This is a genomic window from Streptomyces sp. NPDC048172, assembly GCF_043202595.1.
Classification (GTDB): Bacteria; Actinomycetota; Actinomycetes; order Streptomycetales; family Streptomycetaceae; genus Streptomyces.
In genome coordinates this window covers 1-26584 of the sequence record NZ_JBIDAT010000018.1, presented here as the reverse complement: position 1 = coordinate 26584, position 26584 = coordinate 1, and the positions used below count along the sequence as shown (strand labels likewise).

Annotated in this window: 27 protein-coding genes; 19 read left to right on the top strand and 8 right to left on the bottom strand. The window is 69.6% G+C overall.

The window, feature by feature from the left end; genetic code table 11:
* The first annotated feature begins 120 nt into the window (after window positions 1-120).
* From pstC to pstB, 3 genes are read left to right on the top strand one after another with little or no spacing between them, the layout of a single operon-like run.
* Window positions 121-1122 carry a phosphate ABC transporter permease subunit PstC gene (pstC, locus tag ACGF3A_RS43190; protein ID WP_393736727.1) on the top strand — a complete coding sequence of 334 codons (1002 nt, stop codon included), beginning with the start codon at window positions 121-123 and terminating at the stop codon, window positions 1120-1122.
* Entirely contained in the window at window positions 1119-2189 is a 1071-nt protein-coding gene (gene pstA, locus ACGF3A_RS43185) for a phosphate ABC transporter permease PstA (RefSeq protein ID WP_393736725.1), read from the top strand. The genes pstC and pstA overlap by 4 nt, the downstream gene beginning before the upstream one ends.
* A gap of 13 nt (window positions 2190-2202) precedes the next feature.
* Window positions 2203-2979 carry a phosphate ABC transporter ATP-binding protein PstB gene (gene pstB, locus ACGF3A_RS43180; RefSeq protein WP_393736723.1) on the top strand — a complete coding sequence of 259 codons (777 nt, stop codon included), beginning with the start codon at window positions 2203-2205 and terminating at the stop codon, window positions 2977-2979.
* 144 nt (window positions 2980-3123) lie between these two features.
* On the opposite strand, the gene ACGF3A_RS43175 is transcribed toward pstB, so the two are convergent.
* Complete coding sequence (locus ACGF3A_RS43175; RefSeq protein ID WP_393736721.1) at window positions 3124-4119, bottom strand: anion permease; 996 nt, start codon at window positions 4117-4119, stop codon at window positions 3124-3126.
* Window positions 4120-4125: 6 nt separating this feature from the next.
* The gene (locus ACGF3A_RS43170; protein WP_344535880.1) at window positions 4126-4746 is read right to left on the bottom strand and encodes a DUF47 family protein; all 621 of its coding nucleotides are present in this window, start codon (window positions 4744-4746) and stop codon (window positions 4126-4128) included.
* A gap of 205 nt (window positions 4747-4951) precedes the next feature.
* On the opposite strand from ACGF3A_RS43170, the gene ACGF3A_RS43165 reads away from it, so the two are divergent.
* Window positions 4952-5338: a metal-sensitive transcriptional regulator gene (locus tag ACGF3A_RS43165; RefSeq protein ID WP_393736718.1), complete on the top strand. Its 387-nt coding sequence runs from the start codon at window positions 4952-4954 to the stop codon at window positions 5336-5338.
* Between the two features lie 59 nt (window positions 5339-5397).
* Here the strand turns inward: ACGF3A_RS43165 and ACGF3A_RS43160 are convergent, their stop codons facing one another.
* Both ACGF3A_RS43160 and ACGF3A_RS43155 read right to left on the bottom strand, forming a co-directional pair.
* The gene (locus tag ACGF3A_RS43160) at window positions 5398-5598 is read right to left on the bottom strand and encodes a hypothetical protein (protein WP_393736884.1); all 201 of its coding nucleotides are present in this window, start codon (window positions 5596-5598) and stop codon (window positions 5398-5400) included.
* A gap of 178 nt (window positions 5599-5776) precedes the next feature.
* On the bottom strand, window positions 5777-6625 hold the full coding sequence (locus ACGF3A_RS43155) for a hypothetical protein (protein WP_393736716.1): 849 nt from the start codon (window positions 6623-6625) through the stop codon (window positions 5777-5779).
* A gap of 95 nt (window positions 6626-6720) precedes the next feature.
* Here ACGF3A_RS43155 and ACGF3A_RS43150 point away from each other — a divergent pair, with 95 nt between their 5' ends.
* Window positions 6721-6951 carry a hypothetical protein gene (locus ACGF3A_RS43150; protein WP_393736714.1) on the top strand — a complete coding sequence of 77 codons (231 nt, stop codon included), beginning with the start codon at window positions 6721-6723 and terminating at the stop codon, window positions 6949-6951.
* A 71-nt stretch (window positions 6952-7022) separates the two neighbouring features.
* On the opposite strand, the gene ACGF3A_RS43145 is transcribed toward ACGF3A_RS43150, so the two are convergent.
* Together ACGF3A_RS43145 and ACGF3A_RS43140 are read right to left on the bottom strand one after the other, a co-directional pair.
* A complete protein-coding gene (locus ACGF3A_RS43145; protein WP_393736712.1) occupies window positions 7023-7769 on the bottom strand; it encodes a phosphatase PAP2 family protein in 747 nt (248 codons plus the stop codon).
* 269 nt (window positions 7770-8038) lie between these two features.
* The gene (locus ACGF3A_RS43140) at window positions 8039-9046 is read right to left on the bottom strand and encodes an NlpC/P60 family protein (RefSeq protein ID WP_393736710.1); all 1008 of its coding nucleotides are present in this window, start codon (window positions 9044-9046) and stop codon (window positions 8039-8041) included.
* 284 nt (window positions 9047-9330) lie between these two features.
* On the opposite strand from ACGF3A_RS43140, the gene ACGF3A_RS43135 reads away from it, so the two are divergent.
* The 5 genes from ACGF3A_RS43135 to ACGF3A_RS43115 all read left to right on the top strand — a co-directional run bounded on the left by ACGF3A_RS43135 (window position 9331) and on the right by ACGF3A_RS43115 (window position 11865).
* The gene (locus tag ACGF3A_RS43135) at window positions 9331-9639 is read left to right on the top strand and encodes a hypothetical protein (protein ID WP_344535914.1); all 309 of its coding nucleotides are present in this window, start codon (window positions 9331-9333) and stop codon (window positions 9637-9639) included.
* Window positions 9640-9697: 58 nt separating this feature from the next.
* Window positions 9698-10348 carry an O-methyltransferase gene (locus ACGF3A_RS43130; protein WP_393736708.1) on the top strand — a complete coding sequence of 217 codons (651 nt, stop codon included), beginning with the start codon at window positions 9698-9700 and terminating at the stop codon, window positions 10346-10348.
* On the top strand, window positions 10345-10683 hold the full coding sequence (locus ACGF3A_RS43125) for a DUF397 domain-containing protein (protein ID WP_393736706.1): 339 nt from the start codon (window positions 10345-10347) through the stop codon (window positions 10681-10683). Before ACGF3A_RS43130 ends, ACGF3A_RS43125 begins: the two co-directional genes overlap by 4 nt.
* Window positions 10684-10692: 9 nt before the next feature.
* The gene (locus tag ACGF3A_RS43120) at window positions 10693-11535 is read left to right on the top strand and encodes a maleylpyruvate isomerase family mycothiol-dependent enzyme (protein WP_393736704.1); all 843 of its coding nucleotides are present in this window, start codon (window positions 10693-10695) and stop codon (window positions 11533-11535) included.
* Between the two features lie 108 nt (window positions 11536-11643).
* Complete coding sequence (locus ACGF3A_RS43115) at window positions 11644-11865, top strand: hypothetical protein (RefSeq protein WP_393736702.1); 222 nt, start codon at window positions 11644-11646, stop codon at window positions 11863-11865.
* A gap of 38 nt (window positions 11866-11903) precedes the next feature.
* Here ACGF3A_RS43115 and ACGF3A_RS43110 read toward each other — a convergent pair whose 3' ends face one another.
* A complete protein-coding gene (locus tag ACGF3A_RS43110; protein WP_393736700.1) occupies window positions 11904-12203 on the bottom strand; it encodes a YiaA/YiaB family inner membrane protein in 300 nt (99 codons plus the stop codon).
* Window positions 12204-12331: 128 nt separating this feature from the next.
* Here ACGF3A_RS43110 and ACGF3A_RS43105 point away from each other — a divergent pair, with 128 nt between their 5' ends.
* From ACGF3A_RS43105 to ACGF3A_RS43065, 9 genes are all read left to right on the top strand, one after another.
* On the top strand, window positions 12332-12757 hold the full coding sequence (locus ACGF3A_RS43105) for a hypothetical protein (RefSeq protein WP_393736698.1): 426 nt from the start codon (window positions 12332-12334) through the stop codon (window positions 12755-12757).
* Window positions 12758-12770: 13 nt separating this feature from the next.
* Window positions 12771-15110 (top strand): DUF6571 family protein, encoded by a 2340-nt coding sequence (locus ACGF3A_RS43100; protein ID WP_393736696.1) that lies wholly within the window; start codon window positions 12771-12773, stop codon window positions 15108-15110.
* Between the two features lie 5 nt (window positions 15111-15115).
* On the top strand, window positions 15116-15739 hold the full coding sequence (locus tag ACGF3A_RS43095; protein WP_393736694.1) for a hypothetical protein: 624 nt from the start codon (window positions 15116-15118) through the stop codon (window positions 15737-15739).
* A 437-nt stretch (window positions 15740-16176) separates the two neighbouring features.
* Window positions 16177-16995 carry a hypothetical protein gene (locus ACGF3A_RS43090; RefSeq protein ID WP_393736692.1) on the top strand — a complete coding sequence of 273 codons (819 nt, stop codon included), beginning with the start codon at window positions 16177-16179 and terminating at the stop codon, window positions 16993-16995.
* Entirely contained in the window at window positions 16985-18361 is a 1377-nt protein-coding gene (locus ACGF3A_RS43085; RefSeq protein WP_393736690.1) for a hypothetical protein, read from the top strand. Before ACGF3A_RS43090 ends, ACGF3A_RS43085 begins: the two co-directional genes overlap by 11 nt.
* A complete protein-coding gene (locus ACGF3A_RS43080) occupies window positions 18358-19920 on the top strand; it encodes an SCO6880 family protein (protein WP_393736688.1) in 1563 nt (520 codons plus the stop codon). Before ACGF3A_RS43085 ends, ACGF3A_RS43080 begins: the two co-directional genes overlap by 4 nt.
* 175 nt (window positions 19921-20095) lie before the next feature.
* Window positions 20096-21535 (top strand): ATP-binding protein, encoded by a 1440-nt coding sequence (locus tag ACGF3A_RS43075; protein ID WP_393736686.1) that lies wholly within the window; start codon window positions 20096-20098, stop codon window positions 21533-21535.
* A gap of 140 nt (window positions 21536-21675) precedes the next feature.
* Complete coding sequence (locus ACGF3A_RS43070) at window positions 21676-23259, top strand: hypothetical protein (protein WP_393736684.1); 1584 nt, start codon at window positions 21676-21678, stop codon at window positions 23257-23259.
* A gap of 119 nt (window positions 23260-23378) precedes the next feature.
* A complete protein-coding gene (locus ACGF3A_RS43065) occupies window positions 23379-25055 on the top strand; it encodes a sigma-70 family RNA polymerase sigma factor (RefSeq protein WP_393736682.1) in 1677 nt (558 codons plus the stop codon).
* A gap of 31 nt (window positions 25056-25086) precedes the next feature.
* Here the strand turns inward: ACGF3A_RS43065 and ACGF3A_RS43060 are convergent, their stop codons facing one another.
* Entirely contained in the window at window positions 25087-26379 is a 1293-nt protein-coding gene (locus ACGF3A_RS43060; RefSeq protein ID WP_393736680.1) for a ricin-type beta-trefoil lectin domain protein, read from the bottom strand.
* Window positions 26380-26584: the final 205 nt, after the last annotated feature.

The window sequence follows — 26584 nt, the reverse complement described above, 5'->3', positions numbered from 1 at the left end:
GCTCCGCCCCGTGACGGCCTCCCCGCCGGGACGGGGCGGGGCCCCGTCCCCCTCATCCGGTGCACCGCCATGGCCGCGCGAAGGCTCCACGCAGCGGCCCGCACCCAGACCGGAGAAACCATGGCTATAGCGAATCCACCCACAGACTCTCCCCCCAGTCCCCCACCCCCACCCGCGCCCGCCGCGAACGGCAAGGGCGCCACCCGGCCCGGTGACCGGATCTTCCTCGGCCTCTCGCGCGGCTCCGGCATCGCGCTGCTGGTGATCATGGCCGCCATCGCGGTCTTCCTCACCTGGCGCGCGGCGCTCGCCATCAGCGCCGACGAGGCCAACTTCCTGACCGCCTTCGAGTGGGAGGCCAACGCCGAACCGCCGAAGTTCGGCATCGCGGTCCTCGCCTACGGCACGGTCGTCAGCTCGATCATCGCGATGGTGATCGCCGTCCCGGTCGCCGTCGGCATCGCGCTGTTCATCTCCCACTACGCGCCCCGCAAGCTCGCGGCCCCGCTCGGCTACGTGATCGACCTGCTGGCCGCCGTCCCCTCGATCGTCTACGGCCTCTGGGGCATCCTCTTCCTCGTCCCCCAGCTGACCGGGATGTACGAGTGGCTGGACGACTACTTCGGCTGGACCGGCATCTTCGCGTACGAGGGCGGCGCGGCCCGTTCGCTCTTCACGGTCGGCATCCTGCTCGCGATCATGATCCTGCCGATCGTCACCAACGTCTCCCGCGAGGTCTTCCAGCAGGCGCCGAAGATGCACGAGGAGGCGGCCCTCGCCCTCGGCGCCACGCGCTGGGAGGTCATCCGCATGTCGGTGCTGCCCTTCGGCCGCTCCGGCGTCATCAGCGCCTCGATGCTCGGCCTCGGGCGCGCGCTGGGCGAGACGATGGCCGTCGCCACGGTCCTCTCGCCGAACTTCCTCATCGGCGCCAGCCTCCTCGACCCGGGCGGCGGCACGTTCGCGCAGAACATCGCCGCGGGCTTCAAGGAGGCCGGTTCCATGGGCCGTGACGCGCTCATCGCCTCCGGCCTGGTCCTCTTCGTCATCACCCTGCTGGTCAACGGCGCGGCCCGGCTGATCATCGCGCGCCGCAAGGAGTACTCGGGAGCGAACGCATGACCGAGACCATCGTCGCGGACGCGCCCGTGGACCCGGCGCCCCCGACCCCCACGCTCCGCCAGCCCCGGCTGCCGCGCTGGGCCCCGCTCGGCCTGGCAGGCGCCTCGATCGCCCTGGGTGTGGGCATCGGGGCCGTCGCCGGCCTGGAGAGCCGCATCCAGTGGGGCCTCATAGCCGCACTGCTCTACGTCGCGCTGACCGCCGTGATCGCCGGAGCGGTCGAGGGCAAGCGCCAGGCCAAGGACCGCCTCGCGACCAGCCTGATCTGGGTCTCCTTCGTCCTCGCCGTGATCCCGCTGGCCTCCCTGATCTGGGAGACCATCGCACGCGGCGTCAAGGTGCTGGACGTCTTCTTCCTGACCCACTCCATGAACGGCGTCATCACGATGGACGAGGGCGGCGGTATCTACCACGCCCTGATCGGCACGCTGGAGCAGGTCGCCATCGCCACGCTGATCGCCGCGCCCATCGGGCTGCTGACCGCGATCTACCTGGTCGAGTACGGCACCGGCAAGCTCGCGAAGGCCGTCACGTTCTTCGTCGACGTCATGACGGGCGTGCCCTCGATCGTCGCGGGCCTCTTCGTCCTCTCCTTCTGGATCATCATCCTGGACTTCGGCTACTCCGGGTTCGCGGGCGCCATGGCCCTGTCGATCCTGATGATGCCGATCGTCGTCCGCTCCACGGAGGAGATGCTCAAGCTCGTCCCGAACGAGCTGCGCGAGGCCTCGCTCGCCCTGGGCGTGCCCAAGTGGAAGACGATCCTCAAGGTCGTACTGCCCACCGCCATCGGCGGCATCACCACCGGCATCATGCTCGCCGTCGCGCGCATCGCGGGCGAGTCCGCGCCCATCCTGCTGCTGGTCTTCGGCTCCGCCCAGATCAACGCGAACCCCTTCGAAGGCGCCCAGTCCTCACTGCCGTACTACATCTACGAGCAGTGGGCCAACGGCAACGCGCCCAGCTACGACCGCGCCTGGGCAGCGGCCCTCGTGCTGATCGCCTTCGTCATGATCCTCAACCTGGTCGCCCGCGGCATCGCCCGCTGGAAGGCCCCCAAGCACTAAGACGGTGATTCCCATGGCCAAGCGCATCGACGTCAGCGGCCTCTCCGCCTACTACGGCAACTTCCGCGCCATCGACGACATCTCCATGACCGTGGAGCCCCGCTCCGTCACGGCGTTCATCGGCCCCTCCGGCTGCGGCAAGTCCACGTTCCTGCGCACCCTCAACCGCATGCACGAGGTCACCCCCGGCGGGCGTGTCGAGGGCAAGGTGATGCTGGACAACGAGGACCTGTACGGCTCGGGCGTCGACCCCGTCTCCGTACGCCGCACCATCGGCATGGTCTTCCAGCGGCCCAACCCGTTCCCCACCATGTCGATCTACGACAACGTGGCCGCGGGCCTCCGGCTGAACGGCGACTACAAGAAGAAGGAGCTCGACGGCGTCGTCGAGAAGTCCCTCAAGGGCGCCAACCTCTGGAACGAGGTCAAGGACCGCCTGAACAAGCCGGGCTCCGGCCTCTCCGGCGGCCAGCAGCAGCGGCTCTGCATCGCCCGCGCCATCGCCGTGGAGCCGCAGGTCCTGCTGATGGACGAGCCCTGCTCGGCGCTCGACCCGATCTCGACGCTGGCGATCGAGGACCTGATCGGCGAGCTGAAGTCGCAGTTCACGATCGTGATCGTCACGCACAACATGCAGCAGGCCGCGCGCGTCTCGGACCGCACCGCGTTCTTCAACCTCGCGGAGGTCGGCCAGCCCGGCAAGCTCATCGAGATCGACGAGACGGAGCGGATCTTCTCCAACCCCTCGGTCCAGGCCACGGAGGACTACATCTCCGGCCGCTTCGGCTGAGCCGCCCCGGCTGAGCCGAACGAGGATCCGAGGAAAAAGCTGCCCGGCGGTGCTGCATGGCGGTGCCACCGCCGGGCGAACTGGGCCCGTCCCCCTCTCCGGAAAGGGGGACGGGCCTCTGCCAGAAGTCTTCCGGGAAGAGGGCTAGCCGAAGACGAGCTTCACGGCCCAGTAGATGACCGCGGCGACCAGGGCCGCGGCGGGCATCGTGATGAACCAGCCCAGGATGATGTTCTTCGCGACGCCCCAGCGCACGGCGCTGACCCGCTTGGTCGCGCCGACGCCCATGATCGCGGAGGTGATCACATGGGTGGTGGAGATGGGCGCGTGGAACATGAACGAGGCCGTGTACATCACGGAGGCGGCCGTCGTCTCGGCCGCGAAGCCCTGCGGCGGGTCCAGCTCGATGATGCGCCGTCCGAGCGTACGCATGATGCGCCAGCCGCCCGCGTACGTACCCAGCGACAGCATCGCGGCGCAGGAGATCTTGACCCAGACGGGGATCTCGTTGTGGTCCTGGACGTCCGCGATGGTCAGGCCCATCACCACGACGCCCATCGTCTTCTGCGCGTCCTGGAGACCGTGACCCAGCGCCATACCGGCGGCCGAGACGGTCTGCGCGATACGGAAGCCGCGCTTGGCCCGGTGCGGGTTGGACTTGCGGAAGAGCCAGAGGATGACGCACATCACCAGATAGCCGAGCAGCAGACCGATGATCGGCGAGATGAACATCGGGAGCACGATCTTCTCGATCACGCCCGACCAGTAGACGGCGATGCCGCCCGCGAGCGCCGCGCCCACCATGCCGCCGAACAGGGCGTGGCTGGAGGAGGAGGGCAGCCCGAAGTACCAGGTGATGAGGTTCCAGGCGATGGCGCCGACCAGTGCGGCGAACAGGATGGCCATCCCGCTCGACCCGTGGGGCGTCTCGATGAGCCCCTCACTGACGGTCTTGGCGACCCCGCTGCCGAGGAAGGCCCCGGCCAGGTTCATCACCGCGGCCATCGCCAGCGCCGCGCGCGGGGTCAGCGCGCGGGTGGAGACGGAGGTCGCGATGGCGTTCGCGGAGTCGTGGAAGCCGTTCGTGTACGTGAAGAAGAGCGCGACCCCGACGGTCATGATCAGCGCGAAGGTGTCCACGGAGGGTCAGGACTCCTTGACCGCGATGGTCTCGACGGTGTTGGCCACGTGTTCGAAGGCGTCCGCGGCCTCTTCGAGCACGTCCACGACCTGCTTGAGCTTCATGACCTCGATGGCGTCGTACTTGCCGTTGAAGAGGTGCGCGAGCAGCTTGCGGTGGATCTGGTCCGCCTGGTTCTCCAGCCGGTTGACCTCGATCCAGTACTCGGTGAGGTTGTCCATGGTGCGCAGGTTCGGCATGGCCTCCGCGGTCAGCTCCGCCGCGCGGGACAGCACCTCGATCTGCTGCTCGACGCCCTTGGGAAGCTCCTCGATCTGGTACAGCACGACCAGGTCGACGGCCTCCTCCATGAAGTCCATGATGTCGTCGAGCGACGAGGCGAGGTTGTAGATGTCCTCGCGGTCGAACGGCGTGATGAACGAGGAGTTGAGCTGGTGGAAGATCGCGTGCGTCGCGTCGTCCCCCGCATGCTCCGCGGCCCGCATCCGTTCGGCGATCTCGGCGCGTGCGGAGGAATCCGCCCCGAGCAGTTCCATCAGGAGCTTGGAGCCGGTCACGATGTTGTCCGCGGAGGCCGCGAACATGTCGTAGAAGCTCGTCTCCCTGGGGGTCAGACGAAAGCGCACTGGGGGTCCTCGGAATGCGTCGATGACGGTCTCGTTGATGCTAGGCGCATCATCCGGCCACGGCTAACCGGCGTCCCCCAGTGTCACCCATGGAGACTCGTGGCCAGAACCGGCCTCCGGAAAGTCCGGTACCATATACCCAGGAGGGGTATCCAGAGGTATCCCTCCCCTTGTCCCCACTGGAGTACCACGGGAGGACCGATCCATGACGACGGCTAAGACCGGCCAGGCGGCGGAGCCGCAGGAGGCGGTGGTGGACACCGTGGCCGAGGCGACGTCCGAGTGCTGTTCGGCACACGCCGCCACGGGCGAGCACGGCTACTCGAAGGACAAGGAGGCCCACCTCAAGCGCCTCCGCCGGATCGAGGGCCAGATCCGCGGACTCCAGCGCATGGTGGACGAGGACGTCTACTGCATCGACATACTCACCCAGGTCTCCGCCTCCACCAAGGCCCTCCAGTCCTTCGCGCTCCAGCTCCTGGAGGAGCACCTCCGGCACTGTGTGGCGCACGCCGCACTCGACGGCGGCGCCGAGATGGACGCCAAGGTGGCGGAGGCCACAGCCGCCATCGCCCGCCTGATGCGGACGTAGCCGGACGCGGGCGTACGCCCGGCGGAGTTACGGGCGAGCGCGGCGTGAGCGCGCCGCGGTCAGCGGGAGGTCTGCGGCGCGTCGTCCAGCTCGCCCGCCGCCCGTCTCAGCACTTCGTCGATCCGCGCCAGGCTCAGCGGCTCGTCGGCGGCGGACGCGGCGATCATCAGCTCGCCGCACAGCTCGATCTCTGCGAGGGCCACGTGGTCCTGGATCACCGAACGGCGCTGACCACGGGTGGCGTCCCAGCCGTCAGGCATCGATACAGGCACACGTATCACCTCCTGTGCTCCTCATGTCGGGATGCGGAGCGCTCCGGTTCCAGAGCCCAGTTCCCCAGCGTAGGGAGAAGCGCACCCTCCGCGCATGGCACTTACGAACCATTTCCGGCCGGGCCCGTCACGGCCATGCCCGTGTCATGACCGCCCCCGCCGAGAGCTACGGAAAGGCGATCTTGCCCGCGTAGATGTCCCGGGGCGGAGGCATCACGACACGCACGGATGCCCCGAATCCATGGAGCCGGGTCGTCGACGCGACGTCGATGCCGCCGCCTGCGCTGGCGAAGGTGAACCGGTGCTGCACCTTCCGCAGACGCGCCTGCCCATCGAGGTAGGCGTCAAACGGAACCTCGTGCCCGGAAAACCCTTTCTCCGCCGCCTTCAACTGCCGCCGCGCGTACGCCGGAGCGGCCACCGCCGCCGCCTCGATGTCGACCGAGCCGCTGTAGTGCCAGACCGGCACCCCGTCCAGCTCCTGCCGCCCCTCGTACCGGATCTTCCGCGCGCCGCGCAGCAGTTCGGCGGCGCTGACCGGGTCGGTGGCGCCGCCCGTGACGAGGTTCCCGTCGGGCAGCGTGGCCGTCCCGACGCGGACCCACTTGTCGGCGGGGACGCCCTCGCCGCGGTTCTTCATGTAGAGCGCGCCGGGCGCGATGAGCTCGGTGACCGGCCTGCGCTCCCCCGGCCGCGCCCCGGAGGCGCCCTGCGGGAGGGAGACGACGAGCCTGCCGCTGCGCCGCGCGTAGTCGAAGCCGCCGGTGCCCTCGACGGTGACCCGGGTGCCGCCGCTGTCCATCTCCATCGACGTACGGACCTTGGAGGTGCCCGCACGGTAGAGGGTGTCCGCGGCGTGCCGCACGGCGCTCGCGCCGGGGCGCGAGCCCCCCGGGGGCACCGGGTCGTCGGCGACGACGCGGCCCTCGGAACAGCCTGTGGCGGTGAGGAGCGTCACGCTGACAAGAGCCGAGGCGGCGAACGCGCCGCCGAGTCCGTGCCACCGCACCGCCATCTGCCGACCTCTCACACCCGCGCGCGCCCTTGCGTGCGCCCCACCGCCTAACGAGGCCCCGGCCCGGGCCGTCACGGGCCGAGTACGGTGGTCACGTGCGAGAGCGAGCCCCCGAACACCAGCCGGACGAGCCGGTACTCGACCAGGCCGTACGGGACGTGGAGCACGAGGTGGCGACGCGGGAGCGGGGGTCGTTCAGCAGCGCCGTGTGCGGCTGCGGCTGGCGCGGTCCGGCCCGCAGGGCACGGGACAGAGCGCGCGCCGACGCCGAGGAGCACGCCCGTACGGGCGGCCCGGATCCGGCGTCGGCGCCCCGGTCGGCGTAGAGCCGCGGGTCAGGCCCCGGGCGAGGCCCCGAGCGAGGCCTCAGGATCAGGCCCCGGCCGAGGCCTCAGGGTCAGGCGGCGAGGTCGCGGTCGCGGGGCCCACGGGGGCCGGGGCCCTGCGGGGGCGTGACGCCCGAGGCGGCCGCGGGACCGCTCCCTGCCGTACGGTCGGCGACGCCCTCCGCGCGGGCCGCGGCCGGACCGGCCCACACCAGGGAGTTCAGCCAGGAGACCCGGCCGGAGGCCGCGCGTACGGCCGGGGTGAGCACCCACATCGCGGCGGGGGCCAGCAGCAGCGCGACGGCGGTGCCCAGCGCGAGGCCGCCCACGACGTCCGTCGGATAGTGCACGCCCATGTAGACCCGGCAGAAGCCCTCGGCGACGGCGAGCAGGATCGCGACGAGCCCGAACTTCCGGTTGACCATGAAGATTCCGACGGCGATGGCCATCGTCAGCGTGGCGTGGTCGCTCACGAACGAGTAGTCGGTCTTGCCGTCGATCAGCGGCTCGACGCTCTTGTGGTCCAGGAAGGGCCGCGGCCGTTCGACGAAGCCGCGGATGGGGATGTTGACCACCAGGGCGATCACCGCGGCCAGCGGGGCCCAGAGCAGCCCGGCGAAGCCCGCCACCGCCTCGTCGCGCGACGCGCGTCTGCGCGAGACGCCCCACCAGGCCCAGATACCGACCAGCACGAGACCGACGGCGATGCCGTACTCACCGACCCACTCCATGAGCCGGTCGGTCCATGTCGGGGCGTCCTTCGCCAGCCCGTTGATCTCGTAGAGCAGCCCTACATCAGGGTTGTCCCAAACAGCCATCGAGGTGCGGCCCCTTCATTTCTGCTCTGTCGTGCTCGTCGCTGGTCTGCGCGCTGTCAAACCCCCGTGGTCCCCCGAGGCCCTGCCGCCGCGGTCGCTCTGCGGAAGTCCCGTTCCGCAGTGGAAAACGCCCGGTAACCCTCGTGACGTTCCGTTCTTACCGAACGATCACCAGGACGTTACCCAAGAGTGATCCGTTCGCGCAGCTCAGGGCCCATGCCTCACGGAACGTGGTCGCCGTGCCGGCTGTGCTCGCCTCGCCGTGGCCGCTAGTCGGCGGTGGGCCGGGTGGCCCCGAAGTAGTTCGGCGAGTCGATCGGGTCGAAACGGATCTTGGCGCCCGTGTAGGGAGCGTCGATCATGTGTCCCCCGCCGACGTAGATGCCGACGTGGTCGATCGACCGCGGATCCTCCAGATCGGTGCCGAAGAAGACGAGGTCGCCGGGGAGCAGCTCGTCCCGCTTCGGGTGCGGTCCCGAGTTCCACTGGTCGTTGGCGACGCGGGGCAGATCGATGCCCACCGACTTGTACGCCGCCTTGGTCAGGCCCGAACAGTCGAACTTGCCGCCGTCCTCGGCCGTTCCGTCGCCACCCCACAGGTAGGGGGTGCCGAGCTTCTCCTGCGCGTAGTAGATCGCGCCGGCCGACTGCTCGGAGGGGTTCACCCTGCCGCCGCCGCCCTTGCCCCCGCCCTTGGCCGAGGCGAAGCTCTGCTCCATCTTGCGGATGGTCGACACGTAGTTCTTCGTCTCGCTGTACGGCGGGACGCCACCGTACTTGATCACCGCGTACGAACCCGCGTTGTAGGCCGCCAGCATGTTGTCCGTACGGTCGCCGGGGGCGTCCTTCACGTACTTGGCCAGCTTGCAGTCGTAGCTCGCCGCCGAGGGGATCGCGTCCTCGGGGTCCCACACGTCGCGCTTGCCGTCCTTGTTCGCGTCGATCCCGTGCGTCTCCCAGGTGCCCGGGATGAACTGGGCGATGCCCTGCGCGGCCGCCCCGCTCTGGGCCTTCGGCTTCCAGCCGCTCTCCTGGTAGAGCTGCGCGGCGAGCAGGGCCGGATTGAGGGCAGGGCAGAGGTTGCCCCACTTCTGGACCAGCGGCGCGTACGCGGCCGGAACCGTGCCCTTGGCCAGGTTGACCGCCCCGCCACGGGCCGCGCCGCCCGCGAGGCCGGCCGCCGCGACGTACGTCCCCACGACGAGCAGGGCGACGAACAGGGACATGACCCCGAGTCCACCGCCGACGCCGAGCAGCCACAGCTTCTTCCCTCGCACCTCTCAACCATCCCCTATGAGGCCCCATTTCAATGCCGGACCCGGCACCCGGTCATCTTTTCAGCCAACTCCGGCAGGCTCACGAGGGGCGCACGGATGTACGAAAGGCCACACCAGAGGTCAAATTCCGCGCAACGGGGCGCCCATGCTGAAACGTTGGGCCATCCTGTTCAACAAGACCACGCCCCTGGCCCGCACTTCCCTCACACGGAGTCCCCCGCGGGTCACCGGGCCATGGCACAATCCGAGCGAGACAACACTCGAACTTGGGCGGTGAGTTCACCATGCTCCTGGCGGCCGAAAAGGGCGACATCACCACCATCATTGGCGGAATCGCCCCGGACTGGGGCCCCTTCGGCTCCCTCGGCAACGAGGCGCGCGTGATGATCGAGGTGGTGATGGCGGTGGCCATCCTGCTCTGCCTCGGCATCGCCATCTGGGGCGCGGCCAAGCAGCGCATCGGGGCCACGGCGCTGCGCGACACCTTCAGCGCGGAGCAGGGCAAGGGACTGATCGTCGCCGGACTCACCGGCGTCTTCATCATCGGCTCGCTCGGCACCCTCTTCACCATCGTCTACGGGATGGCGGTCTAGGACCCGGGCCTCAGCCCCGGGTCCAGACCCCGCCCCGTCCCTCCCGGGGAGGAGCCCCATGGAGATCGTGAACCCCGCTCTCAGCGACTATCTGCTCGCCCACTGCACCCCCGCCGACGAGATCCTGCGGGAGCTCGTGGAGGAGACGCACGCGGCCGTCCCCGGGACGACGATGCAGATCACCCAGGACGAGGGCGAGTTCCTCGCGATGCTGGTGCGGCTGACAGGCGCGCGGTTCGCGGTCGAGATCGGGGTCTTCACCGGGTATTCGTCGCTGTGCGTGGCCCGCGCCCTCCCGAAGGACGGACGCCTGCTGGCCTGCGACGTCTCCGAGGAGTGGACGTCCATCGCGCGGCGCTACTGGGAGCGGGCCGGGGTCGCCGACAAGATCGACCTCCGCCTCGCCCCCGCGGTCGACACACTGGCCGCACTGCCCGACGGCGAGTCCGTCGACTTCGCCTTCGTCGACGCGGACAAGGTGGGCTACCCCGCGTACTACGAGGCGCTGGTCCCCCGGATGCGCCCCGGCGGCCTGATCGTCCTCGACAACGTGCTGCGGCAGGGCCGCGTCATCGACCCCGAGGCGCAGACGGACGCGGACAACGCGATCCGGCGGATCAACGACACCATCGCCGCCGACCCCCGCGTCGAATCCGTGATGCTGCCAATGCGGGACGGGGTGACGCTGGCCCGCAAGGTGCCGGCGTGAGCGGCGGCGCGGCGCACGGCCGCGAGGACGGGCCCGGGGACGAGGCCGAGTCCGGGGGCGTGTCCGGGTCCGGGTCCGAGTCCGGATCTGCGGACGACTGGAGCCTCCTGCACTGGGTCCGCGCCACGGACGACCCCTCCCCCGACGCCCCGTGCATCGAGATAGCGGACGGCCCGGACGACCTGGTCCACATCCGGCAGTCCGACGACCCCGCGCACGTGGTCACCACCACCCGTACGAAGTGGCGGGCCTTCGTCCTGGGCGTCCGTAACAACGAGTTCGACCATTTCGTCCAGGGTCACCAGGACTCCCCCGGCTCTCCCGGTGGCCCCTAGCCTGCCCCTATGGCTCCCGCATTCACCCACACGCGCTACTGCGACGAACTCACGCGGCAGGCCGCCCTGTTCAGGGAGGCCCTGGCCGCCGCGGGCCCCCAGGGCCTCGCCGCACGCGTCCCCACCTGCCCCGACTGGTCCCTGCGCGAGCTCACCGTCCACCTCGGCGGCGCGTACCGCTGGTTCGGCGAGCTGGTCCGTACCCGTGCCACGGCGATGGTGCCCCACGAGGACGTCCCCGGCTACCACGGCCCCGGCGACGGCGCCTCCGCCTCTGCCTCCGCCGAGGAGCTGGACGCCTGGTTCGCCGAGAGCGCGCGGCTCGCCGTGGAGGAGATGCGCGCGGCGGATCCCGACGCGCGCGTCTGGTCCTGGTCCACGCCCGCCGAGCAGACCGCGGCGTTCTGGGCCCGTAGGGCCACGCACGAGACCGTCGTCCACCGCGCGGACGCCTGCTTCGCCGCGCGTACGCCGTTCACCGTCGCGCCCGAGGTGGCCGCCGACTGCCTGGAGGAATGGCTGGAGATCCTCGCCAGCCCCGTCGTCCAGGACCACAAGGAAGAGATCAGGCGCCTGCGCGACCACGCCGGAAAGAGCCTGCGCCTACGAGCCGTGGAAGCGGACCCCGCGCTACGGGCCGACTGGCTGATCGAGCTGACGCCGGAGGGCTTCACCTGGCACCGCGGCCGAACGGAAGCGGACGCGGACGCCACAGCCACGGTCCACGCCCCCGCCCCGACGGACCTCCTGCTCCTCCTCTACCGCCGCGTGCCCGCCACCGACGACCGGGTCGAGGTGCGGGGCGACGCGACGCTCCTGGACGAGTGGCTGGCCCGTACGAGCTTCGAGTGACCCTCCCCGCGGGGCCCCGGCGGGGCCGCTCATCGCATGAACTGCGTGACGTCTCTTCATTCTGATCGATAACCAGGGCGCAACGCTCACGTCCGAGGAGAGACAGTCATGCGCGAACCCCTCGCCCGCTGGACGGCCTGCGCCGCCACCGCGGTCGCCGTCACCGCCCTCACGGCCCTCACGTCCGGCACCGCTCACGCCGACGAGTACCCGAAGAACTCCCACAACGCCCCCCGCGTCGGCCTCGTCAACGCGGGCCAGATCGACGACCCGATGGAAGACGTCCTGGAGCACGTCCTGCTCTTCGGCGACGGCTACCGCTGGGACTGACGCCGCCGCACCGGACCACGGACGGCGGCCCGCGGCTCTCAGACCGCGGTCTGCCCGAACTGGTCCTGGTCGGTGAGGATCTTGTCGATACGCGCCTTGTCGACGCGGTTCGTCACCTCCTCGGCCTCCTGCCGGTCCCGTACGCACTTCGCCAGCGTGAAGGCCGACGTGACGACGAAGACCAGCCCGAGGCCGAGGAACCCCCGCTCCCACTGCCCCACGGGCAACCGGATGATCCCGATCAGCAGCGCGGCCAGCGCGACGCCGAAGGCGATCGCCGACTGCACGAAGAAGGCGTTGGTCGTGGGCCGTTGAATGCTCGGAGTCGAAGAAGTCATACCCCCACGGTGCGCCGCCGCCCGGCCGGGCGCATGGGTACAAATACTCAATCGCGGCCCCGCTAAGCTGCCGCCCGACGACACACCGTATACACACCCCGTACTTTCGGTGATGGGAGCGCGTCCACATGTCCTTCGCGCAGGAGTGGGCCCGGAGCAGCGAAGCCGCCCGCGTACGCCTCGCAAGCACAGGCACAGGCACAGGCACAGGCTTCGGCGCTGGCGACCTGAACGTGACCCCCGCCGACAAACGCGCGGCCGCCCGTTACATCGAACGCGAGCTCGGTCCTGCCGCCGCCCGCGGGGGCGACCGGGCGGTGACGTCCTCCACCAGCGTCTTCGGCAGCAGCAACACGACGCCGGGCGCCCTGCGCGGCTGGGACACGCGGAAGGGCCTGGACTTCTGCCTGGAGCGATGGGACGAGGCGTGGAAGAACGTCCTCTCCCATCTCCAGCATGAGGTGAGCGCGCTCGGTGGTACCGCGTCGCTCTTCGAGGGCGAAGAGGCCGAAAGAGTGCGCTCCTTCACCGGCAGCCGCCTCAACGATCTGTGAGAGACGGTCTGCGATGGAACTGACCTACCACGACATCATCAAGGCCGACTTCTCCGCGCTGACGACGACGGCGAAGGAGTGGCGGACTATGGCCACCGGTTGCGGTCGGGTCCAGGACGACTACCGCGATCACGTACGCGGACGGGTCAGGGGCTGGACCGGCGAGTCCGCCAACAGCTTCTGGATCTCCTCCAGCACCACCCTCTACGAACTGGGCGCCGCCAGAAGCCAGGCCAACCGGATCGCCGACCTCCTCGACGACGCCCACGACCGCCTGGTCGAAGCCCGCAACCACCTCAAGTCCGTACGGGACGCCGCGGTCGAGGAGGGCGGCATAAAGGTCGACGAGTACGGCAAGTGCACCCTCGACACCTCGAAGCTGACCGCGGCCCACACGGACGCTCTCCCCGACGCCCCTACCCGCACCCACGCGGAAGCCACCTGGACCCACCGCATCCAGAAGGCGGTCCAGCACGTCGACGACACCGACCATGACAACATGCTTGCCCTCAAAGCCGCGGCGAGGGACACCGATGGCAAGGGCGCCACGAACGGCTTCAACGGAAGGGCGATCGGCGACGTCGAAACGTACGCAGCCCACCGTGCAGCCGACCTGGCCACCCGTCTGGCCGGAGGCGCGGACGGCGGCTCGCTCAGCCCGAAGGAACGCCACGAACTCCAGGTCCTGATGCGCTCGAACGCCGACGACAAGCAGTTCAGCCAGACGTTCCTTAACTCCCTCGGTGGCCCCCGAGGCACGATCAAGCTCGCGAACACACTGACTATGCTGAAACTTGCCCCTGCCGAAACGGCCGCACCCCAGTACACAGGCCTGGAAAAGAGCCTCGCCACTACGCTTGCCTCGGCAACAAGGGTCCCCCGCATCTTCGGCAAGGACCACGAAAAACTCCCGCTCGGGTCAAAGGCGTACAGCAAACGCTACGTGGCCTGGCTGAACAGCCCTGAGGGCGCCTTCTACAAGAGCTGGCGCCAGAACATGCAACACATCGGCCCCGCCGAGTGGACCCGCGCCCTCAGCCCCGCAGGAACCGCAGGCCTCCACGAACGAAAGGGCCACGGCTACCAGTCCCTCGTCACCCTCATGCGACACGGAGACGGCTACTCCGCCCAGATGCTCCACGACCTCGGCGACGACATCCGGGCCGCCGAGGAGAAGGACCCCGACATCTGGGACGACGGCGGCCACTTCCCCGGCACAGCCGACTTCGCGACCGACCCCTACGACGGGGTCCTCGACCTCATGTCCAAGAACCCGGAGACGGCGGCCGGATACCTGGACCCAAAGTCGGATTCCTACACGGTCGACGGGAAGATCACTGAGGACAACGACCGCCTCAAGTACCTCGCGCAGGACCGGGACTGGCGGCTCGTCGACGACGTCACGCCTCCCATGACGGATGCTGACAAGACCAGCGACAGCGTGCACGAAGGCTTCGAGGCAGCTCTCAAGGCAGGAGCAACTGGACGCCTCCCGGATTCCGACTCCGCCACCGCGCCTCCAAACCACTCTGCCGCGAATTCACGCGTGATGGAGGAGACCGTCGACGTCTTCGGAGGCGAGCCGAAACGCATCGAGAAAGACGGACCTCTCGCGAACATGCGTGACTCCTTGGGAGAGATCACGGCTGACTACACAGGGGATGTCCAGCGAGGAGTGAGCGGATTCCTAGGGCTTCCTTCGCATGGACATCAGGCTGACTTCAAGGACACGAGCTCCCTGGAAAGATTCCTGGCCACCGTCGGCAGGGATCCACATGCCTACGGCGCGATCACGACCGCACAGCACGCCTACACATCGAACCATGTTGATCACGTGATCAACGGGGGATCCGACTCGAAGGTGGCCCTGGAAGAGCGGGTGGCCAACGCCGTACGACCCGGCGCAACCGTCGCGGGAATCATGAGCGACGCAAAAGCTGAAGGAGTTTACGGCGAGGAAATCGCCGAGCAAAAGGAGTACAACGAAAAGGCCGCGCGGGCGAGCAAATGGGTCAACAGGTTTGTCGGTCTGGGACTGGGAGCTCCGGGCGCACCACCCGTCGCCGCACCCATCGGATGGGTCCAAGAGGACTTCAACGAAGCCATCGTAAAAATGATCGAGAAGGACAATACGGAAGACGCTTCGCGACGCGCGATCCATGACTACTCAGAAGGAAAGGCAGCAACAGAGGAGTTCGCCAAAGCGGCAGTTCGAAATGCCGTCCCCAGTGATCATCCGGACATCGACAGGGAAACTCGGATGGATCTCATGAATTCTGCTGTTGCCGGAGCCGCCAGCGGACATACCACTGGGGGCACCTGGAATCAGGCGGCGGACAGGCCGGGAGAGTGAGGGGGATGACTGGAAGGCGAAACCTGATCAGAGAAGCAGCACTCCTGTCCGCCCTTGTCCCTGTAGCCATCATGGCCACAGGCTGCTCCGAAGGCGGAGACAGAGAGTACTCAATCCCGAAAAACCTCTGCGGAATCGCGGTACAGCAAGACTTGTACGCCCCGCTCTTCGGCCCAGGGGACAGCCTTAAGGGAAGCGGCACAATCCCGGACAGCGAAGAGCAGAGTCTGGTCGACCGGTGCAGGTACTTCACGGGGGGCGAAGACATCGCCGGCGACGGCGGAATCACCGTGTACGGCAAATGGACAAAGGGTGGGCAGTCTACCCACGATCAACTCAAGACGCTCAAGAGCAACGAAAAGAACCGCGGAGAAGCAAAAAGGTTCCCGGGAAAGTACGTAGCCACAGCCGCACCCACATCAGCCCAGTCCGTCGTGGTGTGCAGGAACCGCGACAAGGCCGTGGACACGGAGGCTGAGCAGCCATGGGCCAATCAGTACGTGCTCACGATCGGCACGTACGGGAGCTGGGAGCAGGGAGACAACGAGGCCAGTCGCAAACGACTCGGCAAGCTGGTTCAGGCAGCCATGGAAGCAGTCCAAGGGGAACTTCCCTGCAAGCACAGTTAGCCCGGCCCACGCATCCTCCACGCGTGTGAGCCTCCGCCGCCGTCCACCCCACCCGCCCGGGCCGAAGCACCGTTGACAGGCCACCACCCCCTCGGACCAAGGTGCGCGCAGCCCCGGATACCGAGAGAGGGCACACAGGGGGCGCACCCGGCGTAAGGCGCTGGCCTGCGGCCCTTGCGTCGGCTGTCCACAGGCTGTGGATAGAGCGCGCAGCCCCTGCTGCGGAACCGTTCACGCGGTTCACATGGTGGCCCAGCAGTACGTATGCGCTGCCGGGGAACGATGCACGGAGGCGCACCGTATCGAGTGCTGGGATGCTTCCGTCCGCCTCCGCGCTCTCGGCACATGGCAGGCGTGGCGCCGCTAACGTCGAGTGAGGAGACAATGCTCTGACGGAAGTTGGGAAGTTGAGTTGAGGTCGAGGGGGCCAGCCCGGCATGAGTGACGGCGGCGACTACGGGAATGAGCGCCATCCCGCGAGCCGGGGCGGGCGGCTCACGACGCGCACGCGGCTGCCCGACGGCGAGGGCGGCAGAACGCCCACGCCCCGGCCAGGGCGCAGCCTGATCACGGTCGTGGGCGTGGTGGTCCTGCTCATCGCGGCCATCGCGTTCGCCAACAGGGGCGGCGGAGGTGGCGGTTCCGACGACGGGGGCGGTGGAGGCGGCGACCGTAAACCGGAGGCCGCCCAGCCGACGGCGCCGACCGGCAAGAAGCCCCGCGCCTCTGGCTTCGCGAAGACGGAGCAGGGGGCGCAGAGCGCTGCGGCCAACTACGCGGTGGCGCTCGTCTCCGCGGACATCATCAAGCCAGGCGAACGCGGTGACATCGTCCGTCAGGTCTTCGTGCCCGACAAGACCGACAGCATGCTGGACAAGATGGACAAGGCGTACAGCACGAAGTTCCTCGACAAGATGGGGCTGGACAAGGACGGCAACGCCAAGAACGGCATGACCTACATCTCCCGAACGGCCCCCATGGGAACGAAGGTCGTCGACTACTCGTCGAGCTCCGCCAAGCTCCAGGTCTGGTGCACCGGCGTCTTTGGGACTGCTGGAGAGAAGTCGACCAGCCCCGTGACCAGCGACTGGTTCACGTTGAACTTCGACCTGCGCTGGATCGACGGTGATTGGAAAGTGCAAAGCTTCGAGCAGAAGGAAGGGCCCGCGCCTGTGAACGGTGACAACCGGGCCTCCAGCGCCGATGAGATCGCTGACGCAGTCGACAAGTTCGGAGGGTTCACGTATGCCCGCTAGCCCTCGCCGACGTGCCCTCACGATCGGCTCCGTGCTGACCGGACTTCAGGTGTCCGCTCTGCTCCTCGCTACTCGCGCGACTGCGGCACCGGACCCGAAGGAAGACTGCGATCTCATCGTCGGCCCCGCCAAAGAGGTCTGCGAGAAGGGAGAGACGGGCGGAGGCAGCGGAGGAGGCGGCGGCCAGGCCCCCGAGCCCGAGTACGCGGCTGATCCGCTGAAGTCGCTCGCGAAAGGCTGCGCCGACGCCGCCGCGTGGACCGTCGACAAGCTGGCCGATCTCGTCAACTCCACGACGAAGGTGGACTTCACCAACGGTGAGTTCCTGCGGCAGTACGCCGTCGTGTTCGCGGCGTCGACCATCCTGACGCTGACCCTGTGGCTGCTGGCCGTCGCCAAGCGGGCCGTGCGGGGCGTGCCGTTCACGGAGGCGCTGACCGAGGCGGTCGGGTTCCTGTGGCTGACCGTGCTGGCGTCCGCGTTCACCCCGCTGATCCTCTATACGGTCGTCTCGGCCACCGACGGCGTGACGGACGTCGTCGCTTCGGGGACGTCGGGGAAGACGGACCAGTTCTTCGGGACGTTCTCCGAGGCGTTGAAGAAGGGCAACGACATCGGCGGCGGCCCGATCATGCTGATCGTCGTGTCGCTCGTGTCGGTGCTCGCCGCGGGCGTGCTGTACCTCGAACTCGTCGTGCGCGCCGCGATGCTGTACGTCGGCGCGCTGCTCGGCACCGCCGTGTACGCGGGGCTGGTCGACAAGAACATGTGGGGGCACGTCCGCCGCTGGGCGGGCATCATGATCGCTGTGATTCTCGTGAAGCCGGTGATCGTGATCGTGCTCGGCCTCGCCGGTGCGCTCGCGAGCGGCGACGGACCGGACGCCACGTCGGCGATCATCTCCGGCCTCGCCATCATCCTGCTCGCAATCTTCGCGAGCGCGATGATCTACCGCTTCGTCCCCGGCTTCGGCGACGACATCGTCAACCACCGCAACTCCATCCGCGACCCCTCCTCCCGCGCGGCCGCGGCCGTGGTCTCCTCGCCCGCCTCCCTCGTCCGCCAGGGCATCAACACGCACGGCGCGCGCGGCGGCCAGGCGGGCGGCGGCGCGGCGGCGACCGCCTCCTCGGCCGGCGGCGGCGGGCAGCAGGGCGGAGCCGTCACCGGCGGCGTCGCGGCCCACAGCTCGCGGGGCGGCGGAGGAGGCACGTCCGGAGGCGGAGGCGGCGGAGGCGGCTCCGACGCCGGTGCCGCGCCCGTACGGAAGCAGGCCGCGCCCCCGCCCCGTTCGCCCCACGCCTCACGTCCGCCCCGACAAGCCAACCCCAAACCGAACCGCTCCCCCGGAGGTGACCGCCGGTGACGACCCCCTCCCACACGGCGCCCGGCGTCACGGGTCCGCGCCGCACGTACATGATCGGGCGTGCGCGGCCCAACGCGATCGTCGGCAAGAACCGGGAGACCGGCGAGATCGGCCTGATCATCGTCGGCGCCTTCCTCGGCATGATGAGCGGCCTGCTCATCCCCGTCCTGTCCCTCCGCATCCCGGCGCTCATAGGCTTCCCGATCATCGCGCTGGCGGCGATCTATGTGCCGTACAAGGGACGGACGTTCTACAAATGGTTTGAGATCAACCGTTCCTACAAGCGGATGCTCCGCAACGGAACGACCTACCGTTCCGAGGCCGCCGAAGCCGGCATCCGGCTCGACGGCAAGGAGATCGAGATCGGCCCGCCGCCCGGCGTCGGCCGTATCAACTGGCTGTCCGCGCCCTTCGGCCCGGACGAGATCGCCGTGCTGCTCCACGCCGACCGGCGGACGGTCACCGCGGCCATCGAGATCGAGGGACCCGGCGTCGGCCTGCGCGACAGCGAGGACCAGGAGGCGCTGGTCGACCGCTTCGGCACGCTCCTCAAGCACGTCGCGAACGGCGACGGGTACGTGACGCGCCTCCAGATGCTCGCCCGCACCCTCCCCGCCGACCCCGACGCGCACGCGAAGGACGTCGCCCAGCGCGGCGACGAGAGGTCGGAACCCTGGCTGCGCACCTCCTACGACCAGCTCCAGTCCATGGTCTCGACCTCCAGCGAGCAGCACCGCGCGTACCTCGTGGCCTGCATGCACTACGGCCGTGAGCTGGCCACCGAGGGCGCCACGCTCGCGAAGGCCGCGCGACGGACGGCCGGTCGCAAGCTGACCAAGGACGAGGGGCTCGCGATCGTGATGGCGCGCGAGCTGACCGACATCTGCGCCCGCCTCACCGAGGCCGACATCCGCGTCCGCCAGCCGCTCGGCCAGGCCCGGCTGTCGTCGCTGGTCCACTCGATGTACGACCCAGACCACCCCATCGACCACATCCAGGCCATGACGAAGCGGAACGCGTGGCCCGCCGAGCTCGACGCGACGGAGCCGACGTACCTCCAGGCCAAGACCCGCGAGTCGAGCACCCGTGCGCCCTGGTGCCACTCGACGGCCTGGGTGAAGGAGTGGCCGATGACGCCGGTCGGGGTCAACTTCCTGGCCCCGCTGCTGGTCCACACACCCGATGTGATCCGGACGGTCGCGGTCGCGATGGATCTGGAACCGACCGAGCTGGCGATCGAGCGGATGCTGACGGAGAAGACCAACGACGAGGCGGAGGCGAGCCGCTCGGCCAAGATGAACCGCACGGTCGACCCGCGCGACGTCGCCGCGCAGGGCCGCGTCGACCAGCGCGGCGAGGACCTGGCCTCCGGCGCCGCCGGGGTCAACCTCGTCGGCTACATCACGGTCTCCTCGCGTTCCCCCGAGGCGCTGGCCCGCGACAAGCGGACGATCCGGGCCTCGGCCGGCAAGAGCTATCTGAAGCTGGAGTGGTGCGACAGGGAACACCACAGGGCGTTCGTGAACACCCTGCCGTTCGCGACCGGCATCCGCCGCTGACCGCGACCGGCGGGACGGCGTCCGCCAAGTGCCTCTGTGGGGTGTGCCGTTCGGTCCGTACGATCAACTGGAACGGCACACCCGCACGTCCCCGCAGTCCGGTACCACCCGAAGCACCCGCAGCACGCGTACCACTCGGTAACACCCGCACAGGCCCAGGCCGGAGGTAGCCACAATGGCCGCGCTCGATCCGCTGACCGCAATCACCGAAGCCTTCACCAGCTTCCTCTTCGGCAAGACCGAGACGACGCGCCTCCCCGTCCGCACGTCCACGGGCCAGGCGCAGGCCGTCTATCTCCCCACGGCCGCGCCAGGGCTCGGCGACTCGGGCGTCATCATCGGCCGAGAGGTCTACAGCGGGAAGGGTTACATCTACGATCCTTTCCAGCTTTACGGTCAGCAGCTCCCCGCCCCGCACTGGCTCGTCCTCGGCGAGTCCGGCAACGGCAAGTCGGCGCTGGAGAAGACGTACGTCCTGCGCCAGCTCCGCTTCCGGGACCGCCAGGTCGTCGTCCTCGACGCCCAGGGCGAGGACGGTGTCGGCGAGTGGAACCTGATCGCCGAGGAAATGGGCATAACCCCCATCCGCCTCGACCCCACGGCCGCGCTCGACCAGGGCATCCGCCTCAACCCGCTGGACCCCGCGATCACCACCACGGGCCAGCTCGCGCTGCTGCGCACCATCATCGAGGTCGCGCTGGGACACGGCCTCGACGAGCGCTCGGGCTTCGCGCTGAAGGTGGCGCACGCGTACGTGAACGCGACGATCGCCGACCGGCAGCCCATCCTCACCGACATCGTCGACCAGCTGCGCCACCCCAAGCCGGAGGCCGCGGAGGCGATGAACGTCGCGGTGGACGACGTACGGGCGTGGGGCCTCGACGTCGCGCTGGTGCTGGACCGGCTGGTCGACGGTGACCTGCGCGGGATGTTCGACGGGCCGACAACGGTCGGTATCGACCTGGACGCGCCGCTGATCGTCTTCGACCTGTCGCACATCGACCGGAACTCGATCGCGATGCCGATCCTCATGGCGATCGTCGGCGTCTGGCTGGAGCACACCTGGATCCGGCCCGACCGGCGCAAGCGCATCTTCCTGGTGGAAGAGGCGTGGCACATCATCAACTCGCCCTTCGTCGCCCAGCTCTTCCAGCGCCTGCTGAAGTTCGGGCGGCGGCTCGGCCTGTCGTTCGTCGCGGTCGTCCACCACCTCTCCGACGTCGTCGACGGCGCGGCGGCTCGGGAGGCGGCGGCGATCCTCAAGATGGCTTCGACGCGGACCATCTACGCGCAGAAGGCCGACGAAGCCCGCGCGACCGGCAAGGTACTAGGCCTGCCACGCTGGGCCGTCGAGATCATCCCCACGCTCTCACCGGGCATCGCGGTCTGGGACGTGAACGGGAACGTGCAGGTCGTCAAGCACCTCGTCACCGAGGCCGAACGCCCGCTCGTCTTCACCGACCGCGCGATGACCGAATCGGCGGCGGCACGCGCCGAGGCCGACGCGGCGTCGTTCGAGGCCGCGCTGGAAGCCGACCTGGAGGCGGAGACCGAGGCGAGGGCCCTGGCCATGGAGCGCTCGTCGTCCTCGAACTCGGGCGGCGTGGTGGCGTGACGCCGTCGAGCCACGAACTCCGAGGTGCCGTGACGCCGTAGGGCCGCGGCGCGGTGGTGGCCGGGAAAGGCCGTCGCCGCGCTGGGCTTCCTCCAGGACACCTTGCCCCCGTACCCCGCCCCCGGTTGAATGTCGGAGCCGTGCCCCACGACAACGCACCCCACCAGCCCAGGCCGCCGCACGGCCCACGCGGCCCCCGCGGCCCCCAACGCACGGGAAGCGCGGGCGTTCCTGACGGCCTGCTGGTCGGCGTGCTCGCGTTCATCCTCGGCATCACGCTCTTCGCCTGGACGGCGACGGGGCTGGCCGGATTCTTCGCGCACGGCTCGTGGCCGGAAGGCGTCACCTTCGGACGTACGCCGCTGGCCATCCGCGAACTGGCCACGGAACCGCACGACATCAAGGGCGCCTGGCCCGATACTCCCGCGGGCGAACTATCTGGATACGGACTGTTCTGGGGCATCTTCATCAGCCAGTTCATGGTCCTGATCGTGCTGGCGATCTTCACCATGGGCACGATCACGCGCGCACGGGCGGTACGCCAGGCGCGGCGGATGGCGAGGGAGCAGGCCGCGGAGGCGGGAGAGACCGCCGAGGGTCGGTCCGCGGGGGATCGGTCCGCGCGGGACGGTTCCGTTGCGGACGGTCCGATGCGGGAACGTCCGATGCCGGAGCACCCCGTCCCGGAGCACCCGGCAGCAGAACGTCCGGCAGCGGAACGTCCCTTCGCGGAGCGTCCGCCACGGGAACATCCGCCACAAGAAGGTCCCGTCGAGCACACTCCCGGCCACCCGGACCACCCGGCACGACAACCGGCCACCGCGAACCCGGCATCCCCCGCATCAGCATCCACGGCGGCCTCGGGGGCCGCTTCGGGGGCTGCGTCGGCGGCATCAGCGTCCGAGAACGCGCCCTCCGGCCCGTACGCGGTCCCCGTACCGATCCCCGGGCAGCCGGGCGCCCCCGGGGCCGGGGAACCCGGCCAGGACGCCGTCACGCGCGTCCTGGAGGCCCCGGGCGCGGCCCTCGTGGCCTCGCCCAGCCCCACCGTCTGGGCGGCGACCAAGGCGGCCCGTTCGAAGCTCGGCCCCGTGCACCTCTTCGACCCCACGCACGCCTGCGACACCCCGGACCGGCTGCGCTGGTCCCCGCACCACGGCTGCGGCGACCGCGCGACGGCCGCGGCCCGCGCCGCCGCGCTGCTGGCCCCGCTGCGCTCGCCGCGCCCCATCGACGCGACGGTCCACACCTCGGCCGAGACGCTGCTGCGCTGCTGGCTGCACGCCGCGGCGCTGGACGACCGCCCGTTCCGCGAGGTCCACCGCTGGGCCCTCTCCTCCAGCCCGGCGACCGACCCGGTGCAGACGCTCCGTACGCACCCCAAGGCCTCGTCCGGTTCGGCGGGCGAGCTGGAGGCCGTGCTCACCGGGCACCCCCAGCTGCGCGGCGACGCGACGCGGCTGATCCGCCGCGCGCTCGCCCCGCTCTCACAGCTCCACGTCCGCAACGCGTGCACCGCCGCGCGCGCCGATCGCATCGCGGTGGAATCGTTCATCAACGAAACGGGCACGCTGTACGTAGTGGGCGAGGATCCGGACGTGCTGCCGATCCTCAATGCGCTCACGCAGAGCGTGGTCGAGCACGGCCGCCGCATGGCCGCACGGTCATCCGCCGGCCGGCTCGACCCACCACTCACCTCGATCGTCGAGCTGAACGTCCCGTAGGAGACCGGGCCGTAGAAGACCGGCCCGTAGCGGACCGTTCCGAAGCGGACGGTCATGCCGGTCCATCGATCGGAGTCCCCGCTTCCGTACGCCACGGGGCATCCCCCACAATGACCGCCATGCTCCCCAGCGGCACCAGTGGTCCCAGCGGAACCAATGGCCTCAACGGCCCCGACAGCCCCGGTAGTCCTGGCAGTCCTGGCAGCCAGCCCGACGACAGCAGCGACGCCGCCCTCACCGCGGCGATACGCACCGGCCCGCCCGAGGCATCGCAGGCCGCGCTCGACGAGCTGTACCGCCGCCACCGCCCCGCCGTCCTGACGTACGCCCGTACCTGCTGCCGGGACGCACACACCGCCGAGGACCTCGCCTCCGAGGCGTTCGTCCGTACGCTCCAGGCGCTCCGCTCCGGCGGCGGCCCCACGGAGGCGTGGCGCCCGTACCTGCTGACGACCGTCCGCCGTACGGCAGCCGCCTGGTACGACACCGCCCGCCGCACCGAACTCGCCCCGGACTTCGAACGCTGGCTCTCCGACACCACCGACCCCGACGCCGAGAGCGGCGAGGAGCGCATGCTGCGGCTGGAGGACGAGCAGCTCGTCCTCCGCGCGTTCCGCACCCTCCCCGAGCGCTGGCAGACGGCCCTGTGGCACTCGACGGTCGAGGAGGAACCCGCGCCCCGCACCGCCGCGCTGCTCGGCATCAGCGCCAGCGGGCTCGCCTCGCTCACGGCGCGCGCCCGCGAGGGCCTGCGCGAGGCGTACCTGACCGCGCACGCCGACCACGTGCAGACCTCCCCGTACGCCTCCGAGGAGTGCCGCCGCTACACGAGCCTCCTCGCCGCCTCCGTACGCCGCACAGGCCGCCGTACGAACAGGGACCTCGAACGCCACCTCTCCGCCTGCCCCGAGTGCCACCGCGCCCGGCTCGAACTCACCCGGCTCAACACCGGCCTGCGCACCGTCCTCCCCGCCGCGGTCCTGCTGTGGGCGGGCAGCGCGTACCTCACCAAGGCCACTGCGGCGGCGACCGGAGCGGCCACGGCTACAGCTACGGCCACGGCTACGGGCACCGCCACCGGAATCGCCGCCTCCACCAAGATCGCGGGAGCCGTCGGCGCCTCCGTACTCGCCCTTGCCATCGGCGGATTCGCCCTCTACCCGGACGGCGACGACACCGACCGCGCCGCCCCCGGGCCGACGCCTCGCGCCGGTACGGCCGCGCCCAAGGACACCGCCTCACCGAGTCCCACGCCCTCCAAGGAGAACCGGAAGAAGCCCACCCGCAAGCCGGACCGTACGACGCACCGGCCGCCCGCCTGGTCCCCGGCGGCGGACGCCCGCACCCGGCTCCGGGTCGCGTCGACGGGCCGGTGCATGGACATCGCCGCGTCGGCGGGCGCACAGCCGCGCGAGGCCGCGTGCACGGGCGGCCGTTCGCAGCAGTGGGAGCTGCTCGTCGACCGCCCCGCGCAGGAGGCCCGCATCCGCAATCGCGCGACCGGCATGTGCCTGGTCCACACGGGCGCCGAGACGGACGGCTCACCGGTACGCCAGCAGCGCGCCTGCGACAGCTCGTCGCGCTCGGCGCGCTGGACGTACTACAAGGGCGGCGAGAACAACACGAACGACGGCACGATCGTCTTCGCGCAGAAGGGTTCGGGGCTCTACTTTCTCGGACTGGACGATTGGAACGAGGCCGCCAACGGCCGGCCCCACGCCGCCACCATCGGCACCACGGCCAACTACTACAACACCAAGTCCCTCCGCTTCACCCACGACGGCAAGCTCTTCTGACGAAGGGGAAGCGGAGGGACCCGGCGGACGGCTATGCCTGGCGCATCCGGAAGGTGGTGGCCCCGGCCAGCTTGGAGGCCTCGTCACCGCCGAAGCGCGACAGGAGCTGGTACGCGTCCCGGGTGTCCTCCTGGTTCGCGCTCACCCACCACTGCTGCGCCGCCTTGCCGGACCGGCACGCGGCCAGCACCGCGCTGCCGCCCTTCGCCTTTTCCAGGCACTTCTCGCCGAGCTGGAAGGTGAAGTAGCCGCGCTTGTCGATACGGCGCACCCACGTCTGCTCGTCACCGGAACAGGCGCCCAGCGTCAGCCCGTTGCCGCTGCCGTTCTTCGTGAGGCACTTGCCGCTCTCGACATCGGCCAGCCTCGCCGCTACGGGCTTCGCCGTACGGTTCCGCATCAGATAGGGGCTGCGCGCGACGTTCTCCTTCGGATGCTTCGCGAGGTACGAGCCGGAGGCCGGGCGCGGGTCGAAGTAGCGGAAGTCGTCGAGCCCGCAGTCGAGCACCGAGCCGGAACGCGCCCCGTGGCACCGCGGGGTCTTGTCGTAGCCGCGGCAGATCGGGTCGTTCCCCTGGGCCTTGTCCTCGTCGCAGTGGGTCACGCCGAAGTTGTGGATCATCTCGTGCGTCATCGCGCCCTCGCCGGCGCAGCCCCAGGACACCTCGGCCCAGCCGCTGTGCGAGTCCGCGCGCGACTCCGGCCCCGGCGCCCCGGCCGTACCGCAGCCGTCGGGCTTCCCCGTGTCGTAGAAGAACAGCTTCCTGTGCGTGCTGTCCCACTTCTCGAACTTCGACTCGCTGCCGCCGAGCCGCTTGGTCACGGCCTTCTTCACCGCGGCCGACGCCGCCTCGCGCACATCGCCCATCGCGTGCTCCTCGCCGAGCCCGGAGACCGGCACGGACAGCACGTCGGGGCGGCACTTCTCGTCCTGGACGACGCGGGGGCGACGGCTGGAGTCGTAGCCCGCGTACCGCTGCGCGCTCGCCTCGAAGACCTGGTCGATGTCCCACAGGACCCGCTTCACCGACGCGGGGCCGGTCTTACGCGGCCCGTTGCCGTCCCGGTAGACGTAGACGGCCTGGTAGCGGCCCTTGCCGTCGCCGTCCTTCCCGTCGTCACAAGCCACGGCACCGACGGGTGCCGTCTTGACCTCGGCCGCGACCTCGGCGGACGACTTCGCCGTCGTCTCGTCGGCCCAGCCGGGCATTCCCATGGCACTCCACACGAGAGCAAGGGCGACGGCGGCGGCACCGCCGGGTGCCAGGAACTTCCATCGCCTGGCGCGGTGCTCTCCTCTGGAACGCGCTCGCTTCGAACTCACAAAGCCTCCTGTTGTGGGGGTACACAAGGGGAGAGCGCGAGGAGCACGGACGATCCCGCGGGTTTATCGACCCGTTATCTTTCCGAGCGGGACTACTGGCCACAAACGCAAAGAAGCCCCGTTGACACTGACCGTGTCAACGGGGCTTCTTCTATGTTTAGTTCGGCGGTGTCCTACTCTCCCACACGCTCCCGCATGCAGTACC

What these genes read in the sequence shown, in the direction of transcription:
- ACGF3A_RS43090 (WP_393736692.1), top strand. Translation starts at nt 16,177, where the DNA reads ATGAGTGACGGCGGCGACTACGGGAATGAGCGCCATCCCGCGAGCCGG.
- ACGF3A_RS43160 (WP_393736884.1), bottom strand. Translation starts at nt 5,598, where the DNA reads ATGCCTGACGGCTGGGACGCCACCCGTGGTCAGCGCCGTTCGGTGATC.
- ACGF3A_RS43065 (WP_393736682.1), top strand. Translation starts at nt 23,379, where the DNA reads ATGCTCCCCAGCGGCACCAGTGGTCCCAGCGGAACCAATGGCCTCAAC.
- ACGF3A_RS43110 (WP_393736700.1), bottom strand. Translation starts at nt 12,203, where the DNA reads ATGACTTCTTCGACTCCGAGCATTCAACGGCCCACGACCAACGCCTTC.
- ACGF3A_RS43105 (WP_393736698.1), top strand. Translation starts at nt 12,332, where the DNA reads ATGTCCTTCGCGCAGGAGTGGGCCCGGAGCAGCGAAGCCGCCCGCGTA.
- pstB (WP_393736723.1), top strand. Translation starts at nt 2,203, where the DNA reads ATGGCCAAGCGCATCGACGTCAGCGGCCTCTCCGCCTACTACGGCAAC.
- ACGF3A_RS43095 (WP_393736694.1), top strand. Translation starts at nt 15,116, where the DNA reads ATGACTGGAAGGCGAAACCTGATCAGAGAAGCAGCACTCCTGTCCGCC.
- ACGF3A_RS43075 (WP_393736686.1), top strand. Translation starts at nt 20,096, where the DNA reads ATGGCCGCGCTCGATCCGCTGACCGCAATCACCGAAGCCTTCACCAGC.
- pstA (WP_393736725.1), top strand. Translation starts at nt 1,119, where the DNA reads ATGACCGAGACCATCGTCGCGGACGCGCCCGTGGACCCGGCGCCCCCG.
- ACGF3A_RS43085 (WP_393736690.1), top strand. Translation starts at nt 16,985, where the DNA reads ATGCCCGCTAGCCCTCGCCGACGTGCCCTCACGATCGGCTCCGTGCTG.
- ACGF3A_RS43135 (WP_344535914.1), top strand. Translation starts at nt 9,331, where the DNA reads ATGCTCCTGGCGGCCGAAAAGGGCGACATCACCACCATCATTGGCGGA.
- ACGF3A_RS43155 (WP_393736716.1), bottom strand. Translation starts at nt 6,625, where the DNA reads ATGGCGGTGCGGTGGCACGGACTCGGCGGCGCGTTCGCCGCCTCGGCT.
- pstC (WP_393736727.1), top strand. Translation starts at nt 121, where the DNA reads ATGGCTATAGCGAATCCACCCACAGACTCTCCCCCCAGTCCCCCACCC.
- ACGF3A_RS43100 (WP_393736696.1), top strand. Translation starts at nt 12,771, where the DNA reads ATGGAACTGACCTACCACGACATCATCAAGGCCGACTTCTCCGCGCTG.
- ACGF3A_RS43115 (WP_393736702.1), top strand. Translation starts at nt 11,644, where the DNA reads ATGCGCGAACCCCTCGCCCGCTGGACGGCCTGCGCCGCCACCGCGGTC.
- ACGF3A_RS43165 (WP_393736718.1), top strand. Translation starts at nt 4,952, where the DNA reads ATGACGACGGCTAAGACCGGCCAGGCGGCGGAGCCGCAGGAGGCGGTG.
- ACGF3A_RS43145 (WP_393736712.1), bottom strand. Translation starts at nt 7,769, where the DNA reads ATGGCTGTTTGGGACAACCCTGATGTAGGGCTGCTCTACGAGATCAAC.
- ACGF3A_RS43120 (WP_393736704.1), top strand. Translation starts at nt 10,693, where the DNA reads ATGGCTCCCGCATTCACCCACACGCGCTACTGCGACGAACTCACGCGG.
- ACGF3A_RS43130 (WP_393736708.1), top strand. Translation starts at nt 9,698, where the DNA reads ATGGAGATCGTGAACCCCGCTCTCAGCGACTATCTGCTCGCCCACTGC.